The following is a 22,631-nucleotide window of genomic DNA, read 5'->3' as shown; positions in this document are numbered from 1 at the left end:
CATAGTTGTACACCGTCGGAGTGACCCCGGCGGACCGCCGGGGCGCGCGGCGCCCTTGGCTACGGCACCCCCAGTTCGAACAGCGCGTATCCCGCGTACGAACCGGAGGCCAGCGCGGCGAGGCCGAGGACCGTGCACAGCACCGGCAGCGACAGCCGGCGCAGGGCCGCGGCCGGCGGGAGGAACAGCGGGAAGCAGGGGAGCAGATAGCGCGAGACGTTGGCGAAGATCTGCTGGCTGCCCAGGACCAGGGCCAGGGTGAGGACCGTGTACACCACCAGCACCGCCGGCGGCCGCAGCCGGATCAGCAGCGGCAGCAGCGCGAAGGCGAGCAGGACGACGCCGACGCCGATCATGTCCGCGTAGGGGTAGGCGAAGAGATAGTCGCCGAACCGGCCCACCGGCACCGAGCGCAGCACGTCCAGGGTCTGGCTGCCGTAGTCGAAGCGGTGCGCCCAGGCGCCCGACTGGAGCTTGAAGTAGCCGCCCAGATCGCCCATCCGGTCGCCGACCCACAGCAGATAGCCGAGCAGTCCGAGCGGGGCCAGCGCCAGCGCGACCAGTGGCCGCCCCACCCCGTCCTCGCCCCGGCGCACCGCCAGCAGCGCGGCCACCGCCAGCGCGGCGATCAGCGCGGCGGCCGTGGGCCGGTTGAGCCCCGCCGCGAAGGTGAGCACCCCGGCGGCGAGCCAGCGCCGGGTCAGCACGGCGTAGCAGGCCCAGACCGCCAGCGCCACGTAGAGGGAGTCGGAGTAGACCGCCCACTCCACGCCCGAGCCCGGCCACACCGCCCACAGCCCGGCCGCGGCCAGCCCCGCGCGGCGGCCGCCGAAGCGTTCCGCCACCGCGTAGACGCCGAGCGCGGCGGCGAAGGACGCGAGGATCGACACCAGCAGCCCGGCGCCGTACGAGCCGAGGCCGGTCACCGCGGAGGTCATCCGGATCAGCGCCGGGTACAGCGGGAAGAACGCCGCCGAGTTGCCCTCCAGCGTGATCATCCCGGTGGCGCCCGGGACCGGGACCAGCTTCGGGTCGTACCCGTGCAGCGCGATCTGCTGGTACCACCAGCCGTCCCAGGTCGCCAGCACGTCCCAGGCGTGCGCCCCGCCGCCGAAGCGGGGGTCCTTGCCCCGGTAGTCACCGGCGGCGGACAGCAGATACATGAAGGAGCAGAATCCGGCCAGCTTCAGCGCGCCGAACACGGCGAGCACCGGGCCGTGCCGGCGGGCGGCCGCGCGCAGGCGGGAGTCGGGCGCGAGAGCCGGGGCGAGGGGCCGCGGCAGGGTCGCGGTCACGCGGCCGTACGGGGACGGCGGACGCGCGGGCCCGCGGCGGCCAGGCTGCGCCGCATCCGGGCGATCCCGCGCAGGTCGGCCAGCGCGGTGGCGAGGATGTCGACGCTGCTGTCGGGGTCGTCCACCCAGTCCACCGGCACCTCGTGGATGCGGAGCCCGGCCCGTTCGGCGAGCACCAGCAGCTCGGTGTCGAAGAACCACTCCTCGTCCCGCACCAGCGGCAGCAGCCGCTCGGCGGCCTCGCGGCGCACCGCCTTGAACCCGCACTGCGCGTCCGAGAAGCCGACGGCGAGCGTCCAGTGCAGCAGCGTGTTGTAGCAGCGCGAGATCACCTCGCGCTTGGGTCCGCGCACCACCCGCGAACCGGACGCGAGCCGGGTGCCGATGGCCAGGTCGGAGTGGCCGGATATCAGCGGTGCGACGAGCGGCAGCAGCGCCGCGAGCCCGGTGGACAGGTCGACGTCCAGGTACGCCAGCACCGGCGCCCGCGAACCCGACCAGGCCGCCCGCAGCGCCCGGCCGCGGCCCTTCACCGGCAGCCGCAGCGAGGTCACCTCGGCCATCTCACCGGCCAGCCGGGCGGCGATCTGCGGGGTGCCGTCGGTGCTCGCGTTGTCGGCGATCGTGATCCGGAAGGGGTAGGGGAACGTGTCCCGCAGATGCGTGTGCAGCCGCCGGACGTTCGGCTCCAGGTCCTTCTCCTCGTTGTACACCGGGACGACCAGGTCCAGTACGGGCTCGTCGTGGTGGGTGGGCAGCGGGGCGCGCCGGGGCGCGGGGGCCTTGGCCGGCGTGGCGGGCCGGCCCGGTCGGATGCTGATCACGTGGTTCCCCGTTCGCTGTTCGCGGTGGCGGTCGTGGTGGTCGTGGTGGGCGGCGGGTACGACGTGGTCGGCGTCGTACTGGGTGTGTCGGGCGGATACGAGGTGGTCGGCGTCGTACTGGGTGCGTCGGGCGGATACGAGGTGGTGGCGGTCGTACCGGGCGCGCCGGGCGGCGCCGAACTCGACGAGCTGGGCCGCGAGTTCGGGATCGACGTGGGAGGGAGGGTCGGTGAGGTGGTCGGTGTCTCGCTCGGCGGGACCGACGGCGAGGGCGCCGGGCTCGTCGCGGGCCGGGGCGCCGGCGCGCCGGGCCGTACCTGGGTGTCCCCGTGCGGCCACAGGAACAGCCCGAGGCCGAGCCCCGCGACCACCGCCGCGGAACCGGCCGCCCGGTACGCCGCGCGCGCCCGGCGCCGGGTGCGCACCCCCGCCCGCAGCCGCTCCCGGTGCCGCGGCTCGAACGGCGCGGGCTCCAGCGTCCCGTGCATCAGCCGCGCGAGCCGCTGTTCGAACCCGTCGGCCCCCTCGGCCCCCTCTGCGCCTTCGGTCTCACCGGCCCCGTCGAGGCCGGTCTCGTCCACGTGATTCCCGAGCTTCATCACTCACCCCACCGGCTCGACGACGTCCGACAGCAGCTGCCGCAGCCGGGCCACCCCGCGCGCGGCATGGGACCGTGCGGTGCCGACCGGGCAGCCGAGGGTCTCGGCCACCTGCCGGTCGGGCAGGTCCTGGTAGTAGCGCAGGACCACGGCGGCCCGCTGGCGCGGTGTCAGCCGCGCGAGCGCCGCCTCCAGCCGGGAGCGTTCGGCCACGGTCGCCGACAGATCGCCGCCGGCCGCCACCTCGGGCAGCTCCTCCACGGGCCGTTCGCCCCACCAGCGCCGCCGCGCCGACCGGGCCGCCGCCCGCGCCAGCACCGTGCGCACATACGCCTCCGGCGCCTCGTCGGCCACCTTCGGCCAGGCGAACCACAGCTTGACCAAGGACTCCTGCAACAGGTCCTCGGCCCGATGCCGATCGCCCCCGGTGAGCAGACGGGCCAGGTGGACGAGGACCGACCAGCGGGCCGCCACGAACGCGTCGTACTCACCGGCCCGAGCCTGCTCCATTCCCACGGTCCCCGTTCTCGCCGGCGCTCTTCACAAGGGGAAAGGCCCTGGACCCCCTCGGACGCTGCACCCGCGCCACGTGATCCGCGTCACGCACAGCCGTCGCACAGGCGCGCCCGGCGCCCGCCCGGCGCCCGGGCTCAGCCGGTCCCCGGACCCCCGAGGACCCGCAGCAGCAGCACCGACCGCCCCGGCACGGTCAGTTCCGTGCCCGCCGGGTGCGCCGTGCCGGGCGGCGCCGACTGGTCCTCCCGGGAGGTGTCCACCACCACCTCGTAACCCTCCGCCCACGGCGGGCCCGGCAGCACGAAGCCGGCCGGCTCCGCGCCCGCGTGCAGCACCGCGAGGAAGCTGTCGTCCACCACCTGCGCGCCCCGCTCGTCGCGCCCCGGGATGTCCCGCCCGGACAGATACATGCCGAGCGTGGCCGCGGGCGCGTACCAGTCGCCCTCGGTCATCTCCGCGCCCCGCGCCGTGAACCAGGCCAGGTCCCGCAGCCCGTCCGCGGCCTGCGCCCGCCCGGAGAAGAAGGCGCGCCGGCGCAGCACCGGATGCCGGTGGCGCAGCGCGATCAGCCGCGAGGTGAGGGCGAACAGCGCCCGCCAGCCCGGCTCGTCCAGGAGCGACCAGTCGAGCCAGCCGGTCGCGTTGTCCTGGCAGTACGCGTTGTTGTTGCCGCCCTGGGTGCGCCCGAACTCGTCACCGGCCACCAGCATGGGCACCCCGGTGGACAGCAGCAGCGTGGTGAGCAGATTGCGCAGCTGGCGGCGGCGCAGGGCCCGCACCTCCGGGTCCGCCGTCTCGCCCTCCGCGCCGCAGTTCCAGGACCGGTTGTCGTCGCTGCCGTCCCGGTTCTCCTCGCCGTTGGCCTCGTTGTGCTTGCGCTCGTACGACACCAGGTCGCGCAGCGTGAAACCGTCGTGCGCGGTGACGAAGTTGACCGAGGCGTACGGGCGGCGCCCGCCCCAGGCGTACAGGTCGCTGGAGCCGGACAGCCGGTAGCCCATCTCGCGCACATCGGGCAGCGCGTGCCGCCAGAAGTCCCGTACGGCGCCCCGGTAGCGGTCGTTCCACTCGGCCCACAGCGGCGGGAAGGCGCCCACCTGGTAGCCGCCGGAGCCGATGTCCCAGGGCTCGGCGATCAGCTTGACCCGGCGCAGCACCGGGTCCTGGGCGATCACCGCGAGGAAGGGCGAGAGCATGTCCACGTCGTGCATCGAGCGGGCGAGCGCCGCCGCGAGGTCGAAGCGGAAGCCGTCCACGCCCATCTCGGTCACCCAGTAGCGCAGCGAGTCGGTGATCAGCCGCAGCACCTGGGGCCGCACCACGTGCAGGGTGTTGCCGCAGCCGGTGTAGTCGGCGTAGCGGCGGGCGTCGTCCTGGAGCCGGTAGTAGGCGCGGTTGTCGATGCCCTTCAGGGACAGCGTCGGCCCCAGCTCCCCGGCCTCCGCGGTGTGGTTGTAGACCACGTCCAGGATGACCTCGATGCCGGCCGCGTGCAGCGCGCGCACCATCCGCTTGAACTCGCCGACCTGCTGTCCGGCCGTACCGGAGGCGGCGTAGGCGGCGTGCGGGGCGAAGTAGCCGACGGAGTTGTAGCCCCAGTAGTCGGACAGGCCCCGGCGCAGCAGGTGGTCCTCGTGCGCGAACTGGTGGACGGGCAGCAGCTCCACGGCCGTCACGCCCAGCCGCGCCAGGTGCTCGATCGCGGCCGGGTGGGCGAGCCCGGCGTAGGTGCCGCGCAGCTGTTCGGGGATGCCGGGGTGCAGCTTGGTGAAGCCGCGTACGTGCAGCTCGTAGATGACCGAGTCCGCCCAGGGCGTCTTGGGGCGGCGGTCGTCGGACCAGTCGTCGTCGTCATGGACCACGACACCCTTCGGGACGTACGGCGCCGAGTCCCGTTCGTCGCGCACCGTGTCGGCGACACGCTGCTCCGGCCAGTCCCGCACATGGCCGTACACCTCGGCCGGGAGGGTGAACTCGCCGTCCACCGCGCGCGCGTACGGATCGAGGAGCAGCTTCGCGGGGTTCCAGCGGGCGCCGGTCCACGGGTCCCAGCGGCCGTCCACCCGGTAGCCGTACCGCTGTCCGGGCAGTACGCCGGGTACGAAGCCGTGCCAGATCTCGTGCGTCAGCTCGGTCAGCGGGACCCCGGTCTCCCGGCCGTCCGCGTCGAACAGGCACAGCCGCACGGCGTGCGCCCCGGCCGCCCACAGCGCGAAGTTGGTGCCCGCCACCCCGTCGGGCCCGACCCGGAACCGGGCCCCCAGCGGTGTCGGCGTCCCCGGCCACACCGGCGGCCCGGGCACCGGGGCGCGCCGGGCGCCGTTCGTCGAGGGCGCCGCGGCCCGCCCTTCGGCCGGTGCCCGCTGCTCGGCTGCGCTCGTCACCTGTCGGCCCCTCTTCCAGTGGCTCGGCCCGGGAGCGGCGCAGCCCGCCGAACGGGTGCCGCCGGGCGGCCCCGAAGGCACCCGGACGGACCCGGTACGGCATGGCGCCCCGGGCCGCCGGCGGACCCGGCCACCCGGTGCGGCCGCGCCCCTCGGCTCCGGTACGGGCGCGGCGATCGGCTCCCCGACGTGTCGTCCTTCCCACTGTTCTGCCCACCGCATGGCTCGCACTCACGTTTCCCCGGAGCGTGCCCGGTCGTTGAGCAGCGCGTGAGGCACGTACATGGGCGCGCACGGCGCGCGGGGGCCGCACTGGCGGCCGTACTGACATGGGCCGGACTGCTGGCCGGATGCTCCGCGGGCGGCTCGGGCCCGCTGGGCCTGGGCGGCAGACCCGGCGGAACTTCGGCACCCCGGGACGCCATCCGGGTGTCCCCGGACGACGGCAGCACGGCCGTCCCGCAGAACCGGCGGCTGCGGGTGCGGGTGCCCGACGGCCGGCTGGAGAAGGTGAAGGTGGTCGAGGAACAGGACGCGAGGGCCACCCCGGTCCCCGGGCATCTCAGCGCCGACGGGCTGACCTGGCGGCCGGACGACGACAAGCTGGCGCTCGCCGCCAAGTACACCGTGGACGCGGTGGCACTGGACTCCGGCGGGCGCCGCTCGGCCCGGCACGCGTCCTTCACCACCTACGTCCCCGGCAAACGGTTCATCGCCTACGCCACCCCGGAGAACCGCTCCCTGGTCGGCACCGGCGAGATCGTCTCCCTGGCCTTCAGCACGGACATCGTGAACAAGGCCGCCGTCGAACGCGCGGTGCGGGTCACGGCGCGGCCCGCGGTGGAGATCCGCGCCCACTGGTTCGGCAAGAACCGGCTCGACTTCCGCCCGGAGAGGTACTGGAAGCCCGGCACCAAGGTCACCGTCGACCTCGGGCTGCGCGACGTCGAGGCCGCCAAGGGGGTCTACGGGCTCCAGTCCAAGTCGTTCTCCTTCACCATCGGGCGCAGCCAGACCTCCCTGGTCGACGCGGCGGCGCACACCATGGAGGTGCGGCGCGACGGCCGGCTGCTGGCCACCGTCCCGATCACCGCGGGCGCCCCGGCGAACCCCACCTACAACGGCAAGATGGTGGTGATGGAGATGCTGGAGGAGACCCGGATGAACAGTCAGACGGTCGGCTTCGGCGGCGAGTACGACATTCCCGACGTCCCGCACGCCATGCGGCTCACCGACTCCGGCACCTTCCTGCACGGCAACTACTGGGACCCGACCGCCCCCGGCGTGGCCAACGTCAGTCATGGCTGTGTGGGCCTCAGGGACGTCCAGGGCGGCAGCTCGGACACCCCCGCCGGATGGTTCTTCGACCGCAGCCTCGTCGGTGACGTGGTGGAGATCGTCAACAGCCAGGACAAGACGGTCGACCCCGGCAACGGGTTCGGTGGGTGGAACCTGACGTGGGCGGCATGGAAGGCGGGCTCCGCGGTGAAATAACCACGTGGGAGGCCACAGGGCGGCGCGCGGGGGGCCGGTGCGGGTGCCAGGCGGAAGTTGCGACGGAACGGTGACATTCGCCTGACACCCCGCTCAAAACCGGGCAGTTAATATTCGCGCACCAACTGTGGTGGGGAGCGGGCCGAACAGGCCCTGCGAGGGGAGAACGACGTGAACGTGCGGCCGATATCGGGGGCATCGGTGGCGAGGCGGCGGCGCGCGGCAGGGGGCCTCATAGCCGGCTCCCTGGTGCTGTCGCTCGCGGCGTGCGGCGGCGGGGGCGGGGGTGGCAAGGACGACGGCAAGGGCGCCGCGACCCAGCAGGGCCGGCCCTCCACGGCGGCCGTCAGCATCGCCCCGGAGCAGGGCGCCACGGGCGTCGCCACCGACGGCGCCCTCAAAGTCAGCGCGGCCCGGGGGAAGTTGACCGAGGTCACCGTCACGGACGCCAAGGGCGCGAAGGTCGACGGCAGCATCACCGGCGACGGCGGCTCCTGGACGCCGTCCGCCCATCTGGCCGCCGCCACCAAGTACACCGTGCACGCCGTCGCCAAGGACACCGACGGCAAGAGCACCGCCAAGGACTCCAGCTTCACCACCGTCACCCCGAAGAGCACCTTCATCGGCACCTTCACGCCCGAGGACGGCTCCACCGTCGGCGTCGGCATGCCGTTCTCCGTGAACTTCTCCCGGGGCATCACCCACCCGGACGCCGTCGAGAAGTCCATCAAGATCAAGACGGACCCGCCGGTCGACGTCGAGGGCCACTGGTTCGGCAACGACCGCCTCGACTTCCGCCCCGAGAACTACTGGAAGGCCGGCACCAAGGTCACCGTCGACCTCGATCTCGACGGCGTCGAGGGCCGCGACGGCGTCTACGGCAAGCAGCACAGGACGGTGTCCTTCACCATCGGCCGCAGCCAGGTCTCCGTCGTGGACGCGAGCGGGCACACGATGAAGGTCACCCGCGACGGCAAGGTGATCAAGACCCTCCCGGTGACCACCGGCAAGCCCGGTTACGACACCTGGAACGGCCGGATGGTCATCAGCGAGAAGCTGTCCGTGACCCGGATGAACGGAGACACGGTCGGCTACGGCGGCGAGTACGACATCAAGGACGTCCCGCACGCCATGCGCCTGACCGGCTCCGGCACCTTCGTGCACGGCAACTACTGGGGCGGCGGCGCCTTCGGCAACTTCAACGCCAGCCACGGCTGCATCGGCCTGCGCGACGTGAAGGGCGGGTACGACTCCTCGACGCCGGCCGCCTGGTTCTTCGACCACTCGATCCTGGGCGACGTGGTCGTCGTCAAGAACTCCCACGAGAAGACGGTGGTCCCGGACAACGGGCTCAACGGCTGGAACATGTCCTGGGCGGACTGGAAGAAGTAGGCCCCCGCGGTGTGCGGGCCCGGTGCTGTGACCTACGGCACCGGGCCCGCCGCCGTTAGTCGCCGTTAACCTGAGCCGTATGACCGTCACTCTTGATGTCGCCGAAGGCGTCGGCACGCTGCGTCTGGACCGCCCCCCGATGAACGCGCTGGACGTCGCCACCCAGGACCGGCTGAGGGAACTCGCCGAGGAGGCCACGCGCCGCGACGACGTGCGCGCCGTGGTCATCTACGGCGGGGAGCGGGTGTTCGCGGCGGGCGCGGACATCAAGGAGATGCAGAACATGGACCACACCGCGATGGTCCTGCGCTCCCGCGGCCTCCAGGACGCCTTCACCGCCGTGGCCCGCATCCCCAAGCCCGTCGTCGCCGCCGTCACCGGCTACGCCCTGGGCGGCGGCTGCGAACTCGCCCTGTGCGCCGACTACCGCATCGCCGCCGACAACGCCAAGCTCGGCCAGCCCGAGATCCTGCTCGGCCTGATCCCGGGCGCCGGCGGCACCCAGCGCCTGCCCCGTCTGGTCGGCCCCTCCAAGGCCAAGGACCTCATCTTCACCGGCCGGATGGTCAAGGCCGACGAGGCCCTCGCGATCGGCCTGGTGGACCGGGTCGTCCCGGCCGCCGAGGTCTACGAGCAGGCGCACACCTGGGCCGCGAGGCTCGCCCAGGGCCCGGCCGTCGCGCTGCGCGCCGCCAAGGAGGCCGTCGACGTCGGCCTGGAGACCGACATCGACACCGGGCTCGCCGTCGAACGCAACTGGTTCGCGGGCCTGTTCGCCACCGAGGACCGCGAGCGCGGCATGCGCAGCTTCGTGGAGGAGGGGCCCGGAAAGGCCAAGTTCCTCTAGAAGGAACGGGGTTGGCGGTGGAGCTCCCGGAATTCCTTTAAAACGCAACTGAACTCCCTTGAGTCCACCAGCAGTTGACGAGTCGTCTCATACAGGTCCCTCGATGGGGCGGATTATGGGAGCCTTAAGGCACCCTTAAGTCTGTCTGGTCGAGGGAGCCCCGCGATTGCCCGGAATCGAGTCGTCCTCGCAGGTCAGCCGGGGCGTACCGGCCAGTGACATGCCGTCGGCATATGCCGGTCGCGCAGTGCCCGACGGGGGCGTACGGGGGGCGTATTCCTCCGGAACGGCCCCTGAGGCGGTGTGCGACGGCCATCATGGGGGCATGGCGGGGCTGGAGGGCATCGAACAGCCGCGGGGACACAGCCGCGCTTCCGCGGCACGCTGGTCACCCACGGTCGAGGACGAACAGGCGCTCAAGGCGCTCGAACTGTTCGGCAATCCGACGGAGCGCGAGGTGCAGCTGCCCTCCCGCCCGGAATCCGCCGCCACCGCCCGCCGCCTCGCCCAGGTGGTGGTCCTGCGCACCTGGCGGCTCACCCCCAAGCTGACCGAGGATACGGTCCTGCTGGTGTCCGAACTGGTCGGCAACGCGGTACGGCACACCGGCGCCCGGGTCTTCGGCCTGCGCATGCGCTGCCGCCCCGGCTGGATGCGCGTCGAGGTGCGCGACCCCTCCCGGGGGCTGCCCTGCCTGATGCCGGTCCAGGAACTGGACATCAGCGGCCGGGGCCTGTTCCTGGTCGACAAGCTGTCCGACCGCTGGGGCGTCGACCTGCTGCCGCGCGGCAAGACGACCTGGTTCGAGATGCGGGTCAACGAGCGGTAGCGACGGCCGTGGCACGCCCCCGACACCAACTCGGACAAAACGCGCTTTTCTTACCTTTCATCCCTTAAATGGCGCGGGTGACCACCACCAACCGCCGGGACGCGCTGCGCGCGGGCGCCGGACTCGTCGCGGGCGGCGCCCTCGCCGCCGGCTGCGGCACGGGCCCGAAGACCACCACGGCCACCCGGACCGCCCCCGAGTCCGCCGTGACATCCTCCGCGAAGCCCTCACCCACCGCCCCCGCGGCCCCCGGCCCCCGCGCCTATCCAGGACAGCCCGCCCAGATCACCCACGGCCCGCGCACCCGCCCCCAGCTCGCGCTCACCTTCCACGGCCAGGGCGACCCGGCCCTCGCCCAGGCCCTGCTCACCACCGCCGAACGGCACGGCGCCCACCTCACCGTGCTCGCCGTCGGCAGCTGGCTGGACGAGCACCCGGGCCTCGCCCGCCGCATCCTCGACGGCGGCCACGACCTCGGCAACCACACCCAGCGGCACATCTCCGTCAACGACCTGCCCGAGGCCGACGCCCGCAAGGAGATCACCGACTGCGCCGACCGGCTCCGCCGCCTCACCGGCTCCATCGGCACCTGGTTCCGCCCGTCCCGCGCCCCCACCGCCTCCGCGCTCGTCGCCACGCTGGCCCGCCGGGCGGGCTACCCGCACGTGCTGTCGTACGACGTCGACTCGCTCGACTACACGAGCCCCGGCGCCGCCGCCGTCACCCGCAAGGTCCTCTCGGAGGTGCGCGAGGGCTCGGTGGTGAGCTTGCATTTCGGTTACGAGGACACGGTCGCCGCCCTCCCCGACGTCCTCACGGAACTCGACCGCCGCAAACTGCGCGCCGTCACCACCACGGAGCTGCTGAGCTGATGCGAACCTCGAAAGCCGCCCGCCGGCTGGCCGCCGGTGCCGCCCTCGCCGCCCTGGCCCTGGTGTCCGCGTGCAGCGGCCAGGGCGCGGACCGCGCGCACGAGCCCGTCGGCAGCAGGCCGCCGGCCCAGCCGCAGGTGGACCAGGCGCGGGTGAACGTGCTGCCCGGCATGCCCCCGGTCCAGGACCCGGCGGACGTCTACGCGGCGGACCGGCCCGGCCTGCTCTCCCCGGTGGTCAGAAACTTCCCCTCCCGGGTGTACGTGCCCAACACCAACTCCGACACCGTCACCGTCATCGACCCGAAGACCTACAAGGTCATCGACACCATCCCGGTCGGCCGCCAGCCCCAGCACGTGGTGCCCTCCTGGGACCTGAAGACCCTGTGGGTCAACAACGACCTCGGCAACAGCCTCACTCCCATCGACCCGCGCACCGGCAAGGCGGGCAAGCCGGTCGCCGTGCACGACCCGTACAACCTGTACTTCACGCCCGACGGCAAGTACGCGATCGTCATGGCCTCCATGGACCGCCGGCTGGTCTTCCGCGACGCGCACACCATGAAGACCGTCAAGGAGGTGCCGGTCAGCTGCTATGGCGTCAACCACGCGGACTTCTCCCGCGACGGCCGCTACTTCATCGTCTCCTGCGAGTTCAGCGGCGAGCTCCTCAAGGTCGACACCGCGCGGATGACGGTGGTCGGCCGGCAGAAGCTGCCCGTGCACGGCTCCATGCCGCAGGACGTCAAGGTCTCCCCGGACGGCAAGCGGTTCTACATCGCCGACATGATGGCCAACGGCGTGTGGGTCCTGGACGGCGACACCTTCGGCAAGCCGGGCTTCCTCTACACCGGCAAGGGCGCGCACGGTCTCTACGTCAGCCGCGACTCCCGCGAGATGTACGTCTCCAACCGGGGCGAGGGCACCATCTCCGTCTTCGACTTCGCCCGGAACAAGCTCACCAAGAAGTGGCAGCTGCCCGGCGGCGGCAGCCCCGACATGGGCGGTGTCTCCGCGGACGGCAAGGTCCTGTGGCTGTCCGGCCGCTACGACGCCGAGGTGTACGCCATCGACACCCGCACCGGCAGGCAGCTGGCCCGCATCCGGGTCGGCAGCGGCCCGCACGGCCTCGCGGTCTATCCCCAGCCGGGCCGCTACTCACTGGGGCACACGGGCGTCTTCCGCTGAGCCGGGAGGACGGAGCAGCAGCTCCGCGCCCACGGGGTGGTATCCGGCCGCCCGGAACGCCCGCAGACTCCGGGCGTTCCCCGGCGCCACCTGCGCCCACAGCGGCTCCCCGGCCAGCCGCCGGGCCGCGCCCGCGAGCCGCCGCCCCAGACCCCGCTCCCGGGCCGCCGCGTCCACCTCCACCGAGACCTCCAGCCGCCCGGCCGTCCCCCGGCCCGTCACCAGCACCCCGCCGTCGGCCTGCCAGGCCCGCACGTCGTCGCGGCGCTCGCGCGCGTACCGGATCCGTGGATGGCCGGCGTCCCGGATCTCCGTCAGCGCGAGCCCGGGAGCGCCGGGGAGCGGACCGGCCACCAGCACCGCGTCCACCGTCTCCGCCCGCCGCCCGGTGCGCGTGAGCAGCGCGGCCAGGAAGCACGGGTGCAGGGCGGCCGCCAGCGGATCGCAGTCCAGGCCGCGCAGCGTGTCGTACACCCAGGCGGGGTCCTCGTCCGTGACGACGACGGAGTGTCCGGTGAACGCCAGTACGCCCGCGTGCCGGGGCCCGGGCTGCGGCAGGACCGTCGTACGGCCGTCCGCCGGCGGGAACACGCCCCGCGCCACCTGGTCGAGAATCTCCCGCACGGTCTCCACGACGCCTCCCCTTGAGTCTCCACCCGCTGGAAGGCCCAGACTCCCGGACATGAACGACGACGGCACCGGATTTCTCACCATCGGCGAGCTGGCACGGGCCACCGGACTGACCGTGCGCACCATCCGCTACTGGTCGGACGAGGGCGTGCTCACCCCGGTGACCCGCTCCCCGGGCGGCTACCGGCTGTACGACGCCCCGAGCGTCGCCCGCCTGGAGCTGATCCGGACCCTGCGCGAGCTGGGACTCGGCCTGGACGACGTGCGCCATGTGCTGGCGGGGGAGCGGACCGTGGCACAGGTCGCGGCGACGCACGTGGCCGCGCTGGACGCGCGGATCAGGTCGCTGAAGGTGACCCGTGCGGTGCTGTCGTCGGTCGCCAGACGTGACGCGAGCGCGAGGGAGACGACCTTGATGAACAGACTGGCCCGGCTGTCGGCGGCCGAACGGCAGCGGATCGTGGCGGAGTTCGTGGCGGAGGCCCTCCAGGGGCTCGACGGCGTGGACCCCGAGGTGCGGGAGCGGCTGCGCGCCACCACGGTCGACCTGGCGGAGGACCCCACACCGGAAGAGGTGGACGCGTGGGTGGAGTTGGCGGAGCTGCTCCAGGACCCGGAGTTCCGCGCGCGGATGCGCCGGGCGATGGAGCTCAACGCGGCGGACGGCGCACCCGGGGAGGCGCGCGGCCGCTCGCTCTGGTTCGCCAAGCGGCTGGTGGAACTGGTGGCCCCGGCCCGGGAGCGGGGCATCGCCCCAAAGTCGCCGCAGGCGGAACCGGTCCTGCACGAGCTCTTCGGGGACGCCGCGTACGAGGACGTCCTGGAGCGCATGGCGGCCGGCTTCGACGACCGGGTCGCCCGCTACCGCGAACTCGTCGCCCTGGTCAACCGCGCTCCCGCGCCGCCGCACACCGAGGACTTCGCCTGGGTGGTCGCCGCACTGCGTGCCCGCACGGACAGCTAATCTGACCAGCGTCAGTACGCCTGCATGGGCACAAGAAACACGAACAAAAGGGGCGGATCGGTGGCGGACATCGAGGAAGCACGCAAGGAATTCCAGCGGATCGACGGGGACGGTGACGGTTTCATCACCGCTGCCGAATTCAAGTCCGCCCTGGCCCAGGGAGGCGACTGGAACGTCACCGACACGGTCGCCGAAGCCATCATCAAGTCCCGTGACCTCAACGGTGACCAGGTCCTGTCCTTCGACGAGTTCTGGACCTACCTGAACAAGTGACGCGGGCCGGCAGGGGTGTCCCTTCCTCCGGGAGCGGGCACCCCTGGGTGCGTCAGCCGCCCGCCCACTCCTTGAGCGCCGCCTTGGAGGAGAAGTCGGCCAGGTCCTTGTCGAGGGGCTGGCTCGCGTACTGGTGGAAGCGCCACTTGGCCTTGATGCGGGGCTTGCCCGCGGTGACGTAGTCGGCGATCCACAGGCCGTCGCCCGCGTAAGAGGTGCGGTCGATGTTCAGCCAGAAATCCCGGTTGGTGTAGAGCACGACCTTGTTGTGCGGCCGCAGTTTTTTCAGTGTGCGGATGAAGCTGTCCTTCTCCGCGTTGCTGGCGTGCGTGCCGTCGCCCGTGGTTTCCCAGTCGACGGCCAGGATGTCGCCGGTGCGTTCCGGGGCGTGCTGGAGGAAGTAGTCGGCCTGGGCGGAGAGGCTGCCCGGCCACAGGAAGTGATAGAAACCCACGACCAGTCCGGCGTCACGGCCGGTCTTGGTCTGCGCGGTGAGGCGGGGGTTCACGTACGAACGGCCCTCGGTCGCCTTCATGAAGACGAAAGAGAGCCCGTCCGTGTCATATGACGTGGACTGGAACGAACTTACGTCGATGCCGTGGAGCATGCAGAGTTTGTGCCCCCCGCACGGCCCCCCGGAAACGTTCCCCCGGTCGCGGGGCGATTCAGCCGCCAGATCAGATCGATTCCGCAGCCGGACGGCGCCGCCGGCGGTGGCGCCTGCTCGCGCCGGAGCTCGGTGAATCCGAGCCGGCGCGGAACGGCGCGACTGGGGGCGTTCGCCAGGTCGTGCGCGATCTCCAGATACCCCACGTCCGCCAGCGCGAACATCGCCTCGGCCAGCGCCGCCGTCGCCCTCGTCGCGATGCCCCGCCCCACCGCGCAGGGGTGCAGCCAGTACCCCAGCCGGCACCCCCGGGGCTCGGCGCGATACGCCTGGCACATGCCGATCAGCCCGCCGTCCTCGGCGACGACGTAGTTGTAGAGTTCGCCGCTCTCCCACTTCGACTCGGAACTCACCAGCAGTTCCCGGGTGCTGTGCTCGTCATGACCATCGGCCCACGGCATCCACGGCCGCAGATGATCCCGGGATTCCTCTATCAGCGTGAACAGTTGAACGAAATCACGCTGCCCCCGTAAACGCCGGAGGACGAATTCCCCGCACTCGATGAGCTGACTCGGTCGGTCCATGGAACCATGATTGTTCCGCGGACCGATCAAGTAAATGTGCGATCACGTAAAGCTCAGCACTCGATGATGTTCACCGCGAGCCCGCCCCGGGCCGTCTCCTTGTACTTCACGGACATGTCCGCGCCGGTCTCCTTCATGGTCTTGATGACCTTGTCGAGGGAGACCATGTGCGAACCGTCGCCGCGCATCGCCATCTTGGCCGCCGTGACCGCCTTCACCGCGGCCATGCCGTTGCGCTCGATGCACGGGATCTGGACAAGACCGCCGACCGGGTCGCAGGTCAGGCCGAGGTTGTGCTCCATGCCGATCTCGGCGGCGTTCTCCACCTGTTCGGGGGTGCCGCCCAGGACCTCGGCGAGCGCGCCCGCCGCCATGGAGCAGGCGGAGCCCACCTCGCCCTGGCAGCCGACCTCGGCGCCGGAGATGGAGGCGTTCTCCTTGAAGAGCATGCCGATCGCGCCCGCGGACAGCAGGAAGCGGACCACGCCGTCCTCGTCTGCGCCCGGCACGAAGTTGATGTAGTAGTGCAGCACCGCGGGGATGATGCCGGCCGCGCCGTTCGTCGGGGCGGTCACCACCCGGCCGCCGGCCGCGTTCTCCTCGTTCACCGCCATCGCGTAGAGCGTGATCCACTCCATCGCCCGGGCCAGCGGCTCGCCCTCGGCCCGCAGCTGGCGCGCCGAGACGGCCGCCCGGCGGCGGACCTTGAGCCCGCCCGGCAGGATGCCCTCACGGGTCAGGCCGCGCTGCACGCACGCCCGCATCACCCGCCAGATCTCCAGCAGGCCCTCGCGGATCTCCGCCTCGGTGCGCCAGGCCCGCTCGTTCTCCAGCATCAGGGAGGAGATCGACAGGCCGGTCTCCTTGGTCAGGCGCAGCAGCTCGTCGCCGGTGCGGAAGGGGTACTTCAGGACCGTGTCGTCCAGCACGATCCGGTCCGCGCCGACCGCGTCCTCGTCCACGACGAAGCCGCCGCCGACCGAGTAGTACGTCTTGCTGAGCAGTTCCGCGCCGGAGGCGTCGTACGCCCATATCGTCATGCCGTTGGCGTGGTACGGCAGGGCCTTGCGGCGGTGCAGGACCAGGTCGTCGTCGAAGGAGAAGGCGATCTCGTGCTCGCCGAGCAGCGCGAGCCGCCCCGAGCTCTTGATCGACTCCACCCGGTCGTCGGCGGACTCCACGTCGACCGTGCGCGGGGAGGCGCCCTCCAGGCCGAGCAGCACCGCCTTGGGGGTGCCGTGGCCGTGTCCGGTCGCGCCGAGCGAGCCGTACAGCTCGCAGCGCAGCGAGGCGACCGAGGCCAGCAGTTCCTCGTTGCGCAGCCGGTGCGCGAACATGCGCGCCGCGCGCATCGGGCCGACCGTGTGGGAGCTGGACGGGCCGATGCCGATCGAGAACAGGTCGAAGACCGAGATGGCCACGGTCACTCCTTGGGGCAGTGGTGGGGTACTCGACGGCGAGTACCCCACCGGGGAATTACTTGGACAGGCCCGGGTACAGCGGGTGCTTGTCGGCCAGGGCGGTGACCCGGGCCTTGAGCGATTCCGCGTCGTACGACGGCTTCAGCGTCTCGGCGATCACGTCCGCGACCTCGGCGAAGTCCTCGGCCGTGAAGCCGCGGGTCGCGAGGGCGGGCGTGCCGATCCGCAGGCCCGACGTGATCATCGGGGGACGCGGGTCGTTCGGGACCGCGTTGCGGTTGACCGTGATGCCGACCTCGTGCAGCCGGTCCTCGGCCTGCTGGCCGTCCAGCTCGGAGGCGCGCAGGTCGACCAGGATCAGGTGCACGTCCGTACCACCGGACAGCACGTCGACCCCGGCTTCACGGACGTCCGCGGCCGTCAGACGCTCGGCGAGGATGCGGGCACCGTCCACCGTACGACGCTGGCGCTCCTTGAAGCCCTCGGAGGCCGCGACCTTGAAGGACACCGCCTTCGCCGCGATCACGTGCTCCAGGGGACCGCCCTGGAAGCCCGGGAAGACGGACGAGTTCAGCTTCTTCGCGAATTCCTTCTTCGCGAGGATGATGCCGCCGCGCGGGCCGCCCAGGGTCTTGTGCGTCGTGGAGGTGACCACGTCCGCGTGCTCGACCGGGTTCGGGTGCAGACCGGCGGCGACCAGGCCGGCGAAGTGCGCCATGTCGACCCACAGGTACGCCTCGACCTCGTCGGCGATCCGGCGGAACGCGGCGAAGTCCAGCTGACGCGGGTACGCCGACCAGCCCGCGATGATGACCTTGGGGCGGTGCTCCTTGGCGAGCCGCTCGACCTCGGCCATGTCGACCAGGCCGTTCTCCTCGTCCACGTGGTACGCGACCACGTTGAACTGCTTGCCGGAGAAGTTCAGCCGCATGCCGTGGGTCAGGTGGCCGCCGTGCGCCAGGTCCAGGCCGAGGATGGTGTCCCCGGGCTGGGCCAGCGCGAACAGGGCCGCCTGGTTGGCGGAGGCGCCGGAGTGGGGCTGGACGTTGGCGTACTCGGCGCCGAACAGCTCCTTGATCCGGTCGATGGCGATCTGCTCGGCCACGTCGACGTGCTCGCAGCCGCCGTAGTAGCGGCGGCCCGGGTAGCCCTCGGCGTACTTGTTGGTGAGGACCGAGCCCTGGGCCTCCATCACCGCGAGCGGCGCGAAGTTCTCGGACGCGATCATCTCGAGCGTGGACTGCTGGCGGAGCAGCTCGGCGTCGACCGCGGCGGCGATCTCCGGGTCCAGCTCGTGCAGGGGCGTGTTCAGGTCAGTCATACGGCAACGACTCCTCAGCCGGCGATGTGGGCGTCGTACTCGGCGGCGGAGAGCAGGTCGCCCGGCTCGCCCGTGACGCGTACCTTGAACAGCCAGCCGCCCTCGAAGGGCTCGGAGTTCACCAGCGACGGATCGTCGACGACGTTCTCGTTGATCGCGGTGACCTCGCCGGTGACCGGGGAGTACAGGTCGGAGACCGACTTGGTGGACTCCAGCTCACCGCAGGTCTCGCCCGCCTCGACGGTGGAGCCGACCTCGGGGAGCTGGGCGTAGACCACATCGCCGAGCGCGTTGGCCGCGAACTCGGTGATGCCGACCGTCGAGACGCCGTCGCCGGCGGCCGACAGCCACTCGTGCTCCTTGCTGTAGCGCAGCTGCTGGGGGTTGCTCATGGCCTGAATTCTCCTGTACGCGCGGGAGTGCTGATGACGGGGGGACGCTGGTGACCGCCGGTGGGCGGGCGAATGTGCGCAGGGTCACGTGCCCGCCCCTGGGGGGCGGGGCGCGACCGGGCTCGCTGTCTACTTCTGGCGCTTGTAGAACGGCAGCGCGACGACCTCGTAGGGCTCGTGCGTGCCCCGGATGTCCACGCCGACACCCTCGGTGCCGGGCGCGGCGTGCGCCGCGTCGACGTAGGCCATGGCGATCGGCTTGCCCAGGGTGGGGGAGGGGGCGCCGGAGGTGACCTCGCCGATCACCGTGCCGCCCGCGACCACCTGGTACCCGGCGCGCGGCACCCGGCGGCCCTCGGCGATCAGGCCGACCAGGACGCGCGGCGGGTTCTGCTCGGCGCGCTCGGCGGCCTCGGTGAGCGCGGCGCGCCCCACGAAGTCGCCCTCCTTCTCGAACTTGACCACGCGGCCGAGCCCGGCGTCGAAGGGGGTCAGCGAGGTGGTCAGCTCGTGCCCGTACAGCGGCATGCCCGCCTCCAGGCGCAGCGTGTCGCGGCAGGACAGGCCGCAGGGCACCAGGCCGGCGCCCTCGCCGGCCTCGGTCAGCGCCTGCCACAGCGCGACGGCGTGCCCGGGCTTCACGAACAGCTCGAAGCCGTCCTCGCCGGTGTAGCCGGTGCGGGCGATCAGCGCGGGGACACCGGCGACGGTGCCGGGCAGGCCCGCGTAGTACTTCAGACCGTCCAGGTCGGCGTCGGTGAGGGACTTCAGGATGCCGGAGGAGGCCGGCCCCTGGATCGCGAGCAGGGCGTAGGCGTCCCGGTCGTCGCGCACCTCGACGTCGAGACCGGCGGAGCGCTCCGTCAGCGCGTCCAGGACCACCTGCGCGTTGGAGGCGTTGGCGACGACCATGTACTCGGTCTCCGCGAGCCGGTAGACGATCAGGTCGTCCAGGATGCCGCCGTCGGCCCGCACGATCATCGTGTAGCGGGCGCGGCCGACGCCGACGGAGGCGATGTTGCCGACCAGGGCCAGGTTCAGGAAGGCGGCGGCCTCGGGGCCGGTGACGGTGATCTCGCCCATGTGGGAGAGGTCGAACAGGCCCGCCTTGGTCCGCACCGCCAGGTGCTCGTCGCGCTCGGAGCCGTAGCGGAGCGGCATGTCCCAGCCCGCGAAGTCGGTCATCGTCGCACCGAGCGAGCGGTGCACGGCGTCCAGCGCGGTGTGTCGGAGTTCGGTACTGCTCATCGGACGGTCGTCTCCCAGGGCAACAGGGATGGGGCGAGGAACGTTCCTCCCCATCTGTCATCGGAACCTGAGAGGTTCGCCGTAACCGCCACGGGGGCGACCACGGTTTGCACCTTGGGTGGGGCCGCCGTCACGGCGGCCCGCTTTTCAGATGTGCCTCGCCCGCGCGGTAACGGGGCCTGAGAGATTCAAGGGAGGGACTTGCTCCTTCGGCGCCCCAGCGAAGCCTGCTGGGGACTCTCCCGCGCGGATTCAAACGGCCGGTATGCAGTTGGCGGCCACATCATTGCACGTCGCACCCCCGCCCGTCAGGGGCCGGATCCGTAACCGACCTGTGGCGGTACGCGCACCCGCCCGTGGCACACCGGGCATTACCTTCTCTTTACTTCCAGCGGGCATGGATATTGCCGACGACAAGGGGAGGACGATCACGGTGGACAGGACCATGGCGCACGCGACGGGCATCCCGGCGCCGAGAAGCCCCGCCGCCCGGGAGCGGGTGGCCGCCCGCCCCGCGCCCCGCGTGCTGGACCTGCGCGCGGGGGCCGCCCCCGCCGCCCTCCGCTTCGGCCCCCGCGACCTCGTGGTCCTCACCGGGCTGCCCGGCAGCGGCAAGTCCACGCTGATGCGCCGCGCGGTCACCGCCCGCCGCGTCGACTCCCAGGACACCCGGGCCCGCTTCGCCGCCCGGCTGCCCCGCCTCCTGCCGTACGCCGTCTACCGCCCCCTGGTGCGCGCCGCGCACTACCGCTCGCTGCACCGCGCCCTGCGCACCGGAGCGGCCCTGGTGGTGCACGACTGCGGCACCCGGCCCTGGGTGCGCGCCTGGCTGGCCCGCGCCGCCCGGCGCTCCGGCGCCACCCTGCACCTGCTCCTGCTGGACGTGCCCGAGGAGACGGCCCGCGCCGGCCAGCGCGAGCGCGGCCGCGCCGTCTCCCGCCGCGCCTTCGGCCGCCACCGGCGCACGACGGCCCGGCTGCTGGAGGCGGTCGGGCGCGGCGAGGTGCCCGCGGGCTGCGGCTCCGCGGTGCTGCTGGACCGGGCCGCGGCGGACGCCGTACAGCGGATCGTGTTCACGGGGTACGGCTCTGTCACCGCTACCCGTTAGCCTTCATGGTCACAGCAGCGGTTCCCAGCAGGCGGTAGGCAGATGGACTTCCCGGCGGACTTTCCCGCGGACTTCCCGGCACAGGCGCACCCCCACCCGCACGGCGGTTGGCCCGGCAACGAGCTGGAGGAGGTGCTCTCGGCCTCCCTCGGCGTGCCCGCGGCGGGCGGCCGGATCATCGAGGTCCTCGGCCGCAGCTTCCTCTGGGTGCCGCTGCCGGCCGGCGGCGGTCCGGGCAGCGGCCCGCTGGACCTGCCCACCCTGGACATCGAGGGCCAGGCGTTCGTCCCGGTGTTCAGCTCCGAGGAGCAGTTCCGCCAGGCCGTCGGCTCCCACATGGCGTTCACCATCGCCCCGGCCGTGGAGTTCGCCCGCGGTCTGCCCCCGCAGGCGGGCATCGCGGTGAACCCCGGCGGCATGGTCGGCATCCCGCTGCCGCCGGAGGCCGTCGCCGAACTGTGCCGGGCCGGCCTCACCGCGCTGGACGGCCCCGCCACCGGCGGCCGCGTCCGCCTGTTCGAGCCCGACTGGCAGGACGACCCGGTCGACTTCCTCTCCGCCGCCTGTGCCGAGTTCGCCGCGACCGGCGTGGTCCTCACCGCCCGCCGCTGCCTGGCCGCGATCGAGAGCGCCGACCCGGTGATGTTCGTCGGCGTGGAACTCTCCCAGTGGGAGGGCGACTTCCGCGCCCTGCCCCTGGAGGCCCTCGGCCGCGCCCTCGGCCGGATACCGACCGCCTGGCCGGTCAACCTGATCCTGCTGGACGTGACGGACGACCCGGTGGCCGAATGGCTGAAGTCAAGCGTGCGACCCTTCTACGTTCGCTAGCCGGGGCCCGGGCGAACGGACAACGGGCCCCGTGCCCATCGGCGCATAAGCTGTCCTCGCACGCGAGGTCACGAGGGAGAAGAAGGGCATGACAAGGTGAGCGCCACCCACAGCGGAAGCGTCGAACACACGCTCCGCCATGTCACGCCCGGACGCTACGACGCCTACGAGGCCCTGCTGCGCGCCCTCGCCACCCCCTCCGCCGGCCAGATCTGGATGCTGCTGTGGCACGGCCAGGCCGGCTCCCCGGACGCCCAGTACGGAGACATGGAGGTCGGCGGCTGCCGCTACGCGCCCTGCGTCACCTCCGCCCAGGAGCTGTCCGCCAGCGGCTGGAACCGCTCGTACGAGGTGGTCGACGGCCTGGACGTCGCCCGCACCCTCTACCCCGACCACTACGGCCTCTGGCTCAACCCGCACGCCCCCGGCGGCGGCGTCGGCATCCCCTGGCTCGACCTGCGCCGCATCGCCACCGGCCTGGACCGGCAGCCCGCGGGCCCCCTGCGGCTGACCGAACCCGCCATCGAGATCCCGCAGTTCTACGCACAGCTCGCCCAGCACGCCCACCGCACCCCCGCCCTGCGCTCGCTGCGCCGCGCCTGGGTGCAGCCCGCGCTCGGGGCGCCGTACCTCGCCATCGGCCTGGACCTGTACGAGACCTCGCCCGCCGCGGTCGACTCGGTGCGCGCCATGATGCAGCGCTCCGTCGGCGCCGTCCCCGAGGGCCTGCCCGTCTCCACGGTCGCGCTGACCGACGACCACGACCCGGTCGTGATGTGGATGCGCGCCCAGGCCCGGCCGTTCTACGACCGCGAGGCCCACGCCGCCGCCCCGGCCGGCCGTCCGGCACCCCGACTCCAGGCCCCGGCGCCGGGCTACGGCTATCCGCCGGTGCACGGCGGTTACTGAGCTTCCGCCGCTTCCGGCGCCCTTCCCACCCTAATTCCCGAACCGCGGCATTACGGCGTTGTGTCCCAACTGACCCACGTCCGGGGGTCGTTACCCACTGTCCGGAT

Annotated in this window: 22 protein-coding genes, 1 pseudogene and 1 riboswitch; of the genes and pseudogenes, 12 read left to right on the top strand and 11 right to left on the bottom strand. The window is 72.3% G+C overall.

Features of this window, described 5'->3' with window-relative positions:
• Positions 1-59: 59 nt before the first annotated feature.
• A complete protein-coding gene (locus tag GHR20_RS11435; RefSeq protein WP_111586838.1) occupies positions 60-1,295 on the bottom strand; it encodes a glycosyltransferase family 39 protein in 1,236 nt (411 codons plus the stop codon).
• A gap of 38 nt (positions 1,296-1,333) precedes the next feature.
• Positions 1,334-2,053: pseudogene (locus tag GHR20_RS11430) on the bottom strand (dolichyl-phosphate beta-glucosyltransferase); the annotation flags it as partial.
• Between the two features lie 66 nt (positions 2,054-2,119).
• Between GHR20_RS11430 and GHR20_RS11425 the strand changes: the two are divergent.
• Positions 2,120-2,704 carry a hypothetical protein gene (locus tag GHR20_RS11425; protein WP_153813107.1) on the top strand — a complete coding sequence of 195 codons (585 nt, stop codon included), beginning with the start codon at positions 2,120-2,122 and terminating at the stop codon, positions 2,702-2,704.
• A gap of 17 nt (positions 2,705-2,721) precedes the next feature.
• Here the strand turns inward: GHR20_RS11425 and GHR20_RS11420 are convergent, their stop codons facing one another.
• Both GHR20_RS11420 and glgX read right to left on the bottom strand, forming a co-directional pair.
• Positions 2,722-3,228 carry a SigE family RNA polymerase sigma factor gene (locus tag GHR20_RS11420; protein ID WP_037657162.1) on the bottom strand — a complete coding sequence of 169 codons (507 nt, stop codon included), beginning with the start codon at positions 3,226-3,228 and terminating at the stop codon, positions 2,722-2,724.
• Positions 3,229-3,368: 140 nt separating this feature from the next.
• A complete protein-coding gene (gene glgX / locus GHR20_RS11415; protein ID WP_153813106.1) occupies positions 3,369-5,618 on the bottom strand; it encodes a glycogen debranching protein GlgX in 2,250 nt (749 codons plus the stop codon).
• Between the two features lie 270 nt (positions 5,619-5,888).
• Between glgX and GHR20_RS11410 the strand changes: the two genes are divergently transcribed.
• The 6 genes from GHR20_RS11410 to GHR20_RS11385 all read left to right on the top strand — a co-directional run bounded on the left by GHR20_RS11410 (position 5,889) and on the right by GHR20_RS11385 (position 12,239).
• Positions 5,889-7,112, top strand: coding sequence for an Ig-like domain-containing protein (locus tag GHR20_RS11410; RefSeq protein WP_111586841.1), 1,224 nt, complete (start codon positions 5,889-5,891; stop codon positions 7,110-7,112).
• A 171-nt stretch (positions 7,113-7,283) separates the two neighbouring features.
• Positions 7,284-8,504: an Ig-like domain-containing protein gene (locus GHR20_RS11405; protein ID WP_194858864.1), complete on the top strand. Its 1,221-nt coding sequence runs from the start codon at positions 7,284-7,286 to the stop codon at positions 8,502-8,504.
• A 79-nt stretch (positions 8,505-8,583) separates the two neighbouring features.
• A complete protein-coding gene (locus tag GHR20_RS11400; RefSeq protein WP_111586843.1) occupies positions 8,584-9,351 on the top strand; it encodes an enoyl-CoA hydratase-related protein in 768 nt (255 codons plus the stop codon).
• A 220-nt stretch (positions 9,352-9,571) separates the two neighbouring features.
• Positions 9,572-10,180 carry an ATP-binding protein gene (locus GHR20_RS11395; RefSeq protein WP_153815932.1) on the top strand — a complete coding sequence of 203 codons (609 nt, stop codon included), beginning with the start codon at positions 9,572-9,574 and terminating at the stop codon, positions 10,178-10,180.
• Positions 10,181-10,248: 68 nt separating this feature from the next.
• On the top strand, positions 10,249-11,052 hold the full coding sequence (locus GHR20_RS11390; protein ID WP_153813105.1) for a polysaccharide deacetylase family protein: 804 nt from the start codon (positions 10,249-10,251) through the stop codon (positions 11,050-11,052).
• A complete protein-coding gene (locus tag GHR20_RS11385; RefSeq protein WP_153813104.1) occupies positions 11,052-12,239 on the top strand; it encodes a YncE family protein in 1,188 nt (395 codons plus the stop codon). Before GHR20_RS11390 ends, GHR20_RS11385 begins: the two co-directional genes overlap by 1 nt.
• Here GHR20_RS11385 and GHR20_RS11380 read toward each other — a convergent pair.
• Positions 12,210-12,872, bottom strand: coding sequence for a GNAT family N-acetyltransferase (locus tag GHR20_RS11380; RefSeq protein WP_194858863.1), 663 nt, complete (start codon positions 12,870-12,872; stop codon positions 12,210-12,212). The two genes, GHR20_RS11385 and GHR20_RS11380, sit on opposite strands and share 30 nt — an antisense overlap.
• 49 nt (positions 12,873-12,921) lie before the next feature.
• Here GHR20_RS11380 and GHR20_RS11375 point away from each other — a divergent pair, with 49 nt between their 5' ends.
• Together GHR20_RS11375 and GHR20_RS11370 are read left to right on the top strand one after the other, a co-directional pair.
• A complete protein-coding gene (locus tag GHR20_RS11375; RefSeq protein ID WP_153813102.1) occupies positions 12,922-13,833 on the top strand; it encodes a MerR family transcriptional regulator in 912 nt (303 codons plus the stop codon).
• A 60-nt stretch (positions 13,834-13,893) separates the two neighbouring features.
• The gene (locus GHR20_RS11370) at positions 13,894-14,106 is read left to right on the top strand and encodes an EF-hand domain-containing protein (RefSeq protein ID WP_111586848.1); all 213 of its coding nucleotides are present in this window, start codon (positions 13,894-13,896) and stop codon (positions 14,104-14,106) included.
• Between the two features lie 52 nt (positions 14,107-14,158).
• Here the strand turns inward: GHR20_RS11370 and GHR20_RS11365 are convergent, their stop codons facing one another.
• The 6 genes from GHR20_RS11365 to gcvT form a co-directional block, all read right to left on the bottom strand.
• Positions 14,159-14,713 (bottom strand): glycoside hydrolase family 25 protein, encoded by a 555-nt coding sequence (locus GHR20_RS11365; protein ID WP_111586849.1) that lies wholly within the window; start codon positions 14,711-14,713, stop codon positions 14,159-14,161.
• On the bottom strand, positions 14,692-15,297 hold the full coding sequence (locus tag GHR20_RS11360; RefSeq protein ID WP_111586850.1) for a GNAT family N-acetyltransferase: 606 nt from the start codon (positions 15,295-15,297) through the stop codon (positions 14,692-14,694). The genes GHR20_RS11365 and GHR20_RS11360 overlap by 22 nt, the downstream gene beginning before the upstream one ends.
• Before the next feature lie 53 nt (positions 15,298-15,350).
• Positions 15,351-16,718: an L-serine ammonia-lyase gene (locus GHR20_RS11355; RefSeq protein WP_153813101.1), complete on the bottom strand. Its 1,368-nt coding sequence runs from the start codon at positions 16,716-16,718 to the stop codon at positions 15,351-15,353.
• Between the two features lie 55 nt (positions 16,719-16,773).
• Positions 16,774-18,039 (bottom strand): serine hydroxymethyltransferase, encoded by a 1,266-nt coding sequence (gene glyA / locus GHR20_RS11350; RefSeq protein ID WP_111586852.1) that lies wholly within the window; start codon positions 18,037-18,039, stop codon positions 16,774-16,776.
• Positions 18,040-18,053: 14 nt separating this feature from the next.
• Positions 18,054-18,431 carry a glycine cleavage system protein GcvH gene (gcvH, locus tag GHR20_RS11345; RefSeq protein WP_111586853.1) on the bottom strand — a complete coding sequence of 126 codons (378 nt, stop codon included), beginning with the start codon at positions 18,429-18,431 and terminating at the stop codon, positions 18,054-18,056.
• A gap of 129 nt (positions 18,432-18,560) precedes the next feature.
• Positions 18,561-19,679: a glycine cleavage system aminomethyltransferase GcvT gene (gene gcvT / locus GHR20_RS11340; protein ID WP_111586854.1), complete on the bottom strand. Its 1,119-nt coding sequence runs from the start codon at positions 19,677-19,679 to the stop codon at positions 18,561-18,563.
• 157 nt (positions 19,680-19,836) lie between these two features.
• Positions 19,837-19,934, bottom strand: a riboswitch (glycine riboswitch).
• Between the two features lie 142 nt (positions 19,935-20,076).
• On the opposite strand from gcvT, the gene GHR20_RS11335 reads away from it, so the two are divergent.
• From GHR20_RS11335 to GHR20_RS11325, 3 genes are all read left to right on the top strand, one after another.
• A complete protein-coding gene (locus tag GHR20_RS11335) occupies positions 20,077-20,787 on the top strand; it encodes an AAA family ATPase (RefSeq protein ID WP_181516688.1) in 711 nt (236 codons plus the stop codon).
• Between the two features lie 42 nt (positions 20,788-20,829).
• Positions 20,830-21,615, top strand: a complete 786-nt coding sequence (locus GHR20_RS11330; protein ID WP_153813100.1) for an enhanced serine sensitivity protein SseB — start codon at positions 20,830-20,832, stop codon at positions 21,613-21,615.
• 96 nt (positions 21,616-21,711) lie between these two features.
• Positions 21,712-22,524 carry an enhanced serine sensitivity protein SseB C-terminal domain-containing protein gene (locus GHR20_RS11325; protein WP_153813099.1) on the top strand — a complete coding sequence of 271 codons (813 nt, stop codon included), beginning with the start codon at positions 21,712-21,714 and terminating at the stop codon, positions 22,522-22,524.
• The last annotated feature ends 107 nt before the right edge of the window (positions 22,525-22,631 follow it).

The organism is Streptomyces sp. SUK 48, assembly GCF_009650765.1.
Taxonomy (GTDB): Bacteria; Actinomycetota; Actinomycetes; order Streptomycetales; family Streptomycetaceae; genus Streptomyces.
Note: the sequence above shows the minus strand (reverse complement) of the source record. Positions and strands in the feature narration are given on the sequence as shown.

Excerpts from the sequence above, each read along its gene's own strand:
- gcvH (WP_111586853.1), bottom strand. The coding sequence starts at position 18,431 with ATGAGCAACCCCCAGCAGCTGCGCTACAGCAAGGAGCACGAGTGGCTG.
- GHR20_RS11375 (WP_153813102.1), top strand. The coding sequence starts at position 12,922 with ATGAACGACGACGGCACCGGATTTCTCACCATCGGCGAGCTGGCACGG.
- GHR20_RS11335 (WP_181516688.1), top strand. The coding sequence starts at position 20,077 with ATGGATATTGCCGACGACAAGGGGAGGACGATCACGGTGGACAGGACC.
- GHR20_RS11420 (WP_037657162.1), bottom strand. The coding sequence starts at position 3,228 with ATGGAGCAGGCTCGGGCCGGTGAGTACGACGCGTTCGTGGCGGCCCGC.
- glyA (WP_111586852.1), bottom strand. The coding sequence starts at position 18,039 with ATGACTGACCTGAACACGCCCCTGCACGAGCTGGACCCGGAGATCGCC.
- GHR20_RS11390 (WP_153813105.1), top strand. The coding sequence starts at position 10,249 with ATGGCGCGGGTGACCACCACCAACCGCCGGGACGCGCTGCGCGCGGGC.
- GHR20_RS11360 (WP_111586850.1), bottom strand. The coding sequence starts at position 15,297 with ATGGACCGACCGAGTCAGCTCATCGAGTGCGGGGAATTCGTCCTCCGG.
- GHR20_RS11395 (WP_153815932.1), top strand. The coding sequence starts at position 9,572 with ATGCCGTCGGCATATGCCGGTCGCGCAGTGCCCGACGGGGGCGTACGG.
- gcvT (WP_111586854.1), bottom strand. The coding sequence starts at position 19,679 with ATGAGCAGTACCGAACTCCGACACACCGCGCTGGACGCCGTGCACCGC.
- GHR20_RS11330 (WP_153813100.1), top strand. The coding sequence starts at position 20,830 with ATGGACTTCCCGGCGGACTTTCCCGCGGACTTCCCGGCACAGGCGCAC.
- GHR20_RS11365 (WP_111586849.1), bottom strand. The coding sequence starts at position 14,713 with ATGCTCCACGGCATCGACGTAAGTTCGTTCCAGTCCACGTCATATGAC.
- GHR20_RS11385 (WP_153813104.1), top strand. The coding sequence starts at position 11,052 with ATGCGAACCTCGAAAGCCGCCCGCCGGCTGGCCGCCGGTGCCGCCCTC.
- GHR20_RS11400 (WP_111586843.1), top strand. The coding sequence starts at position 8,584 with ATGACCGTCACTCTTGATGTCGCCGAAGGCGTCGGCACGCTGCGTCTG.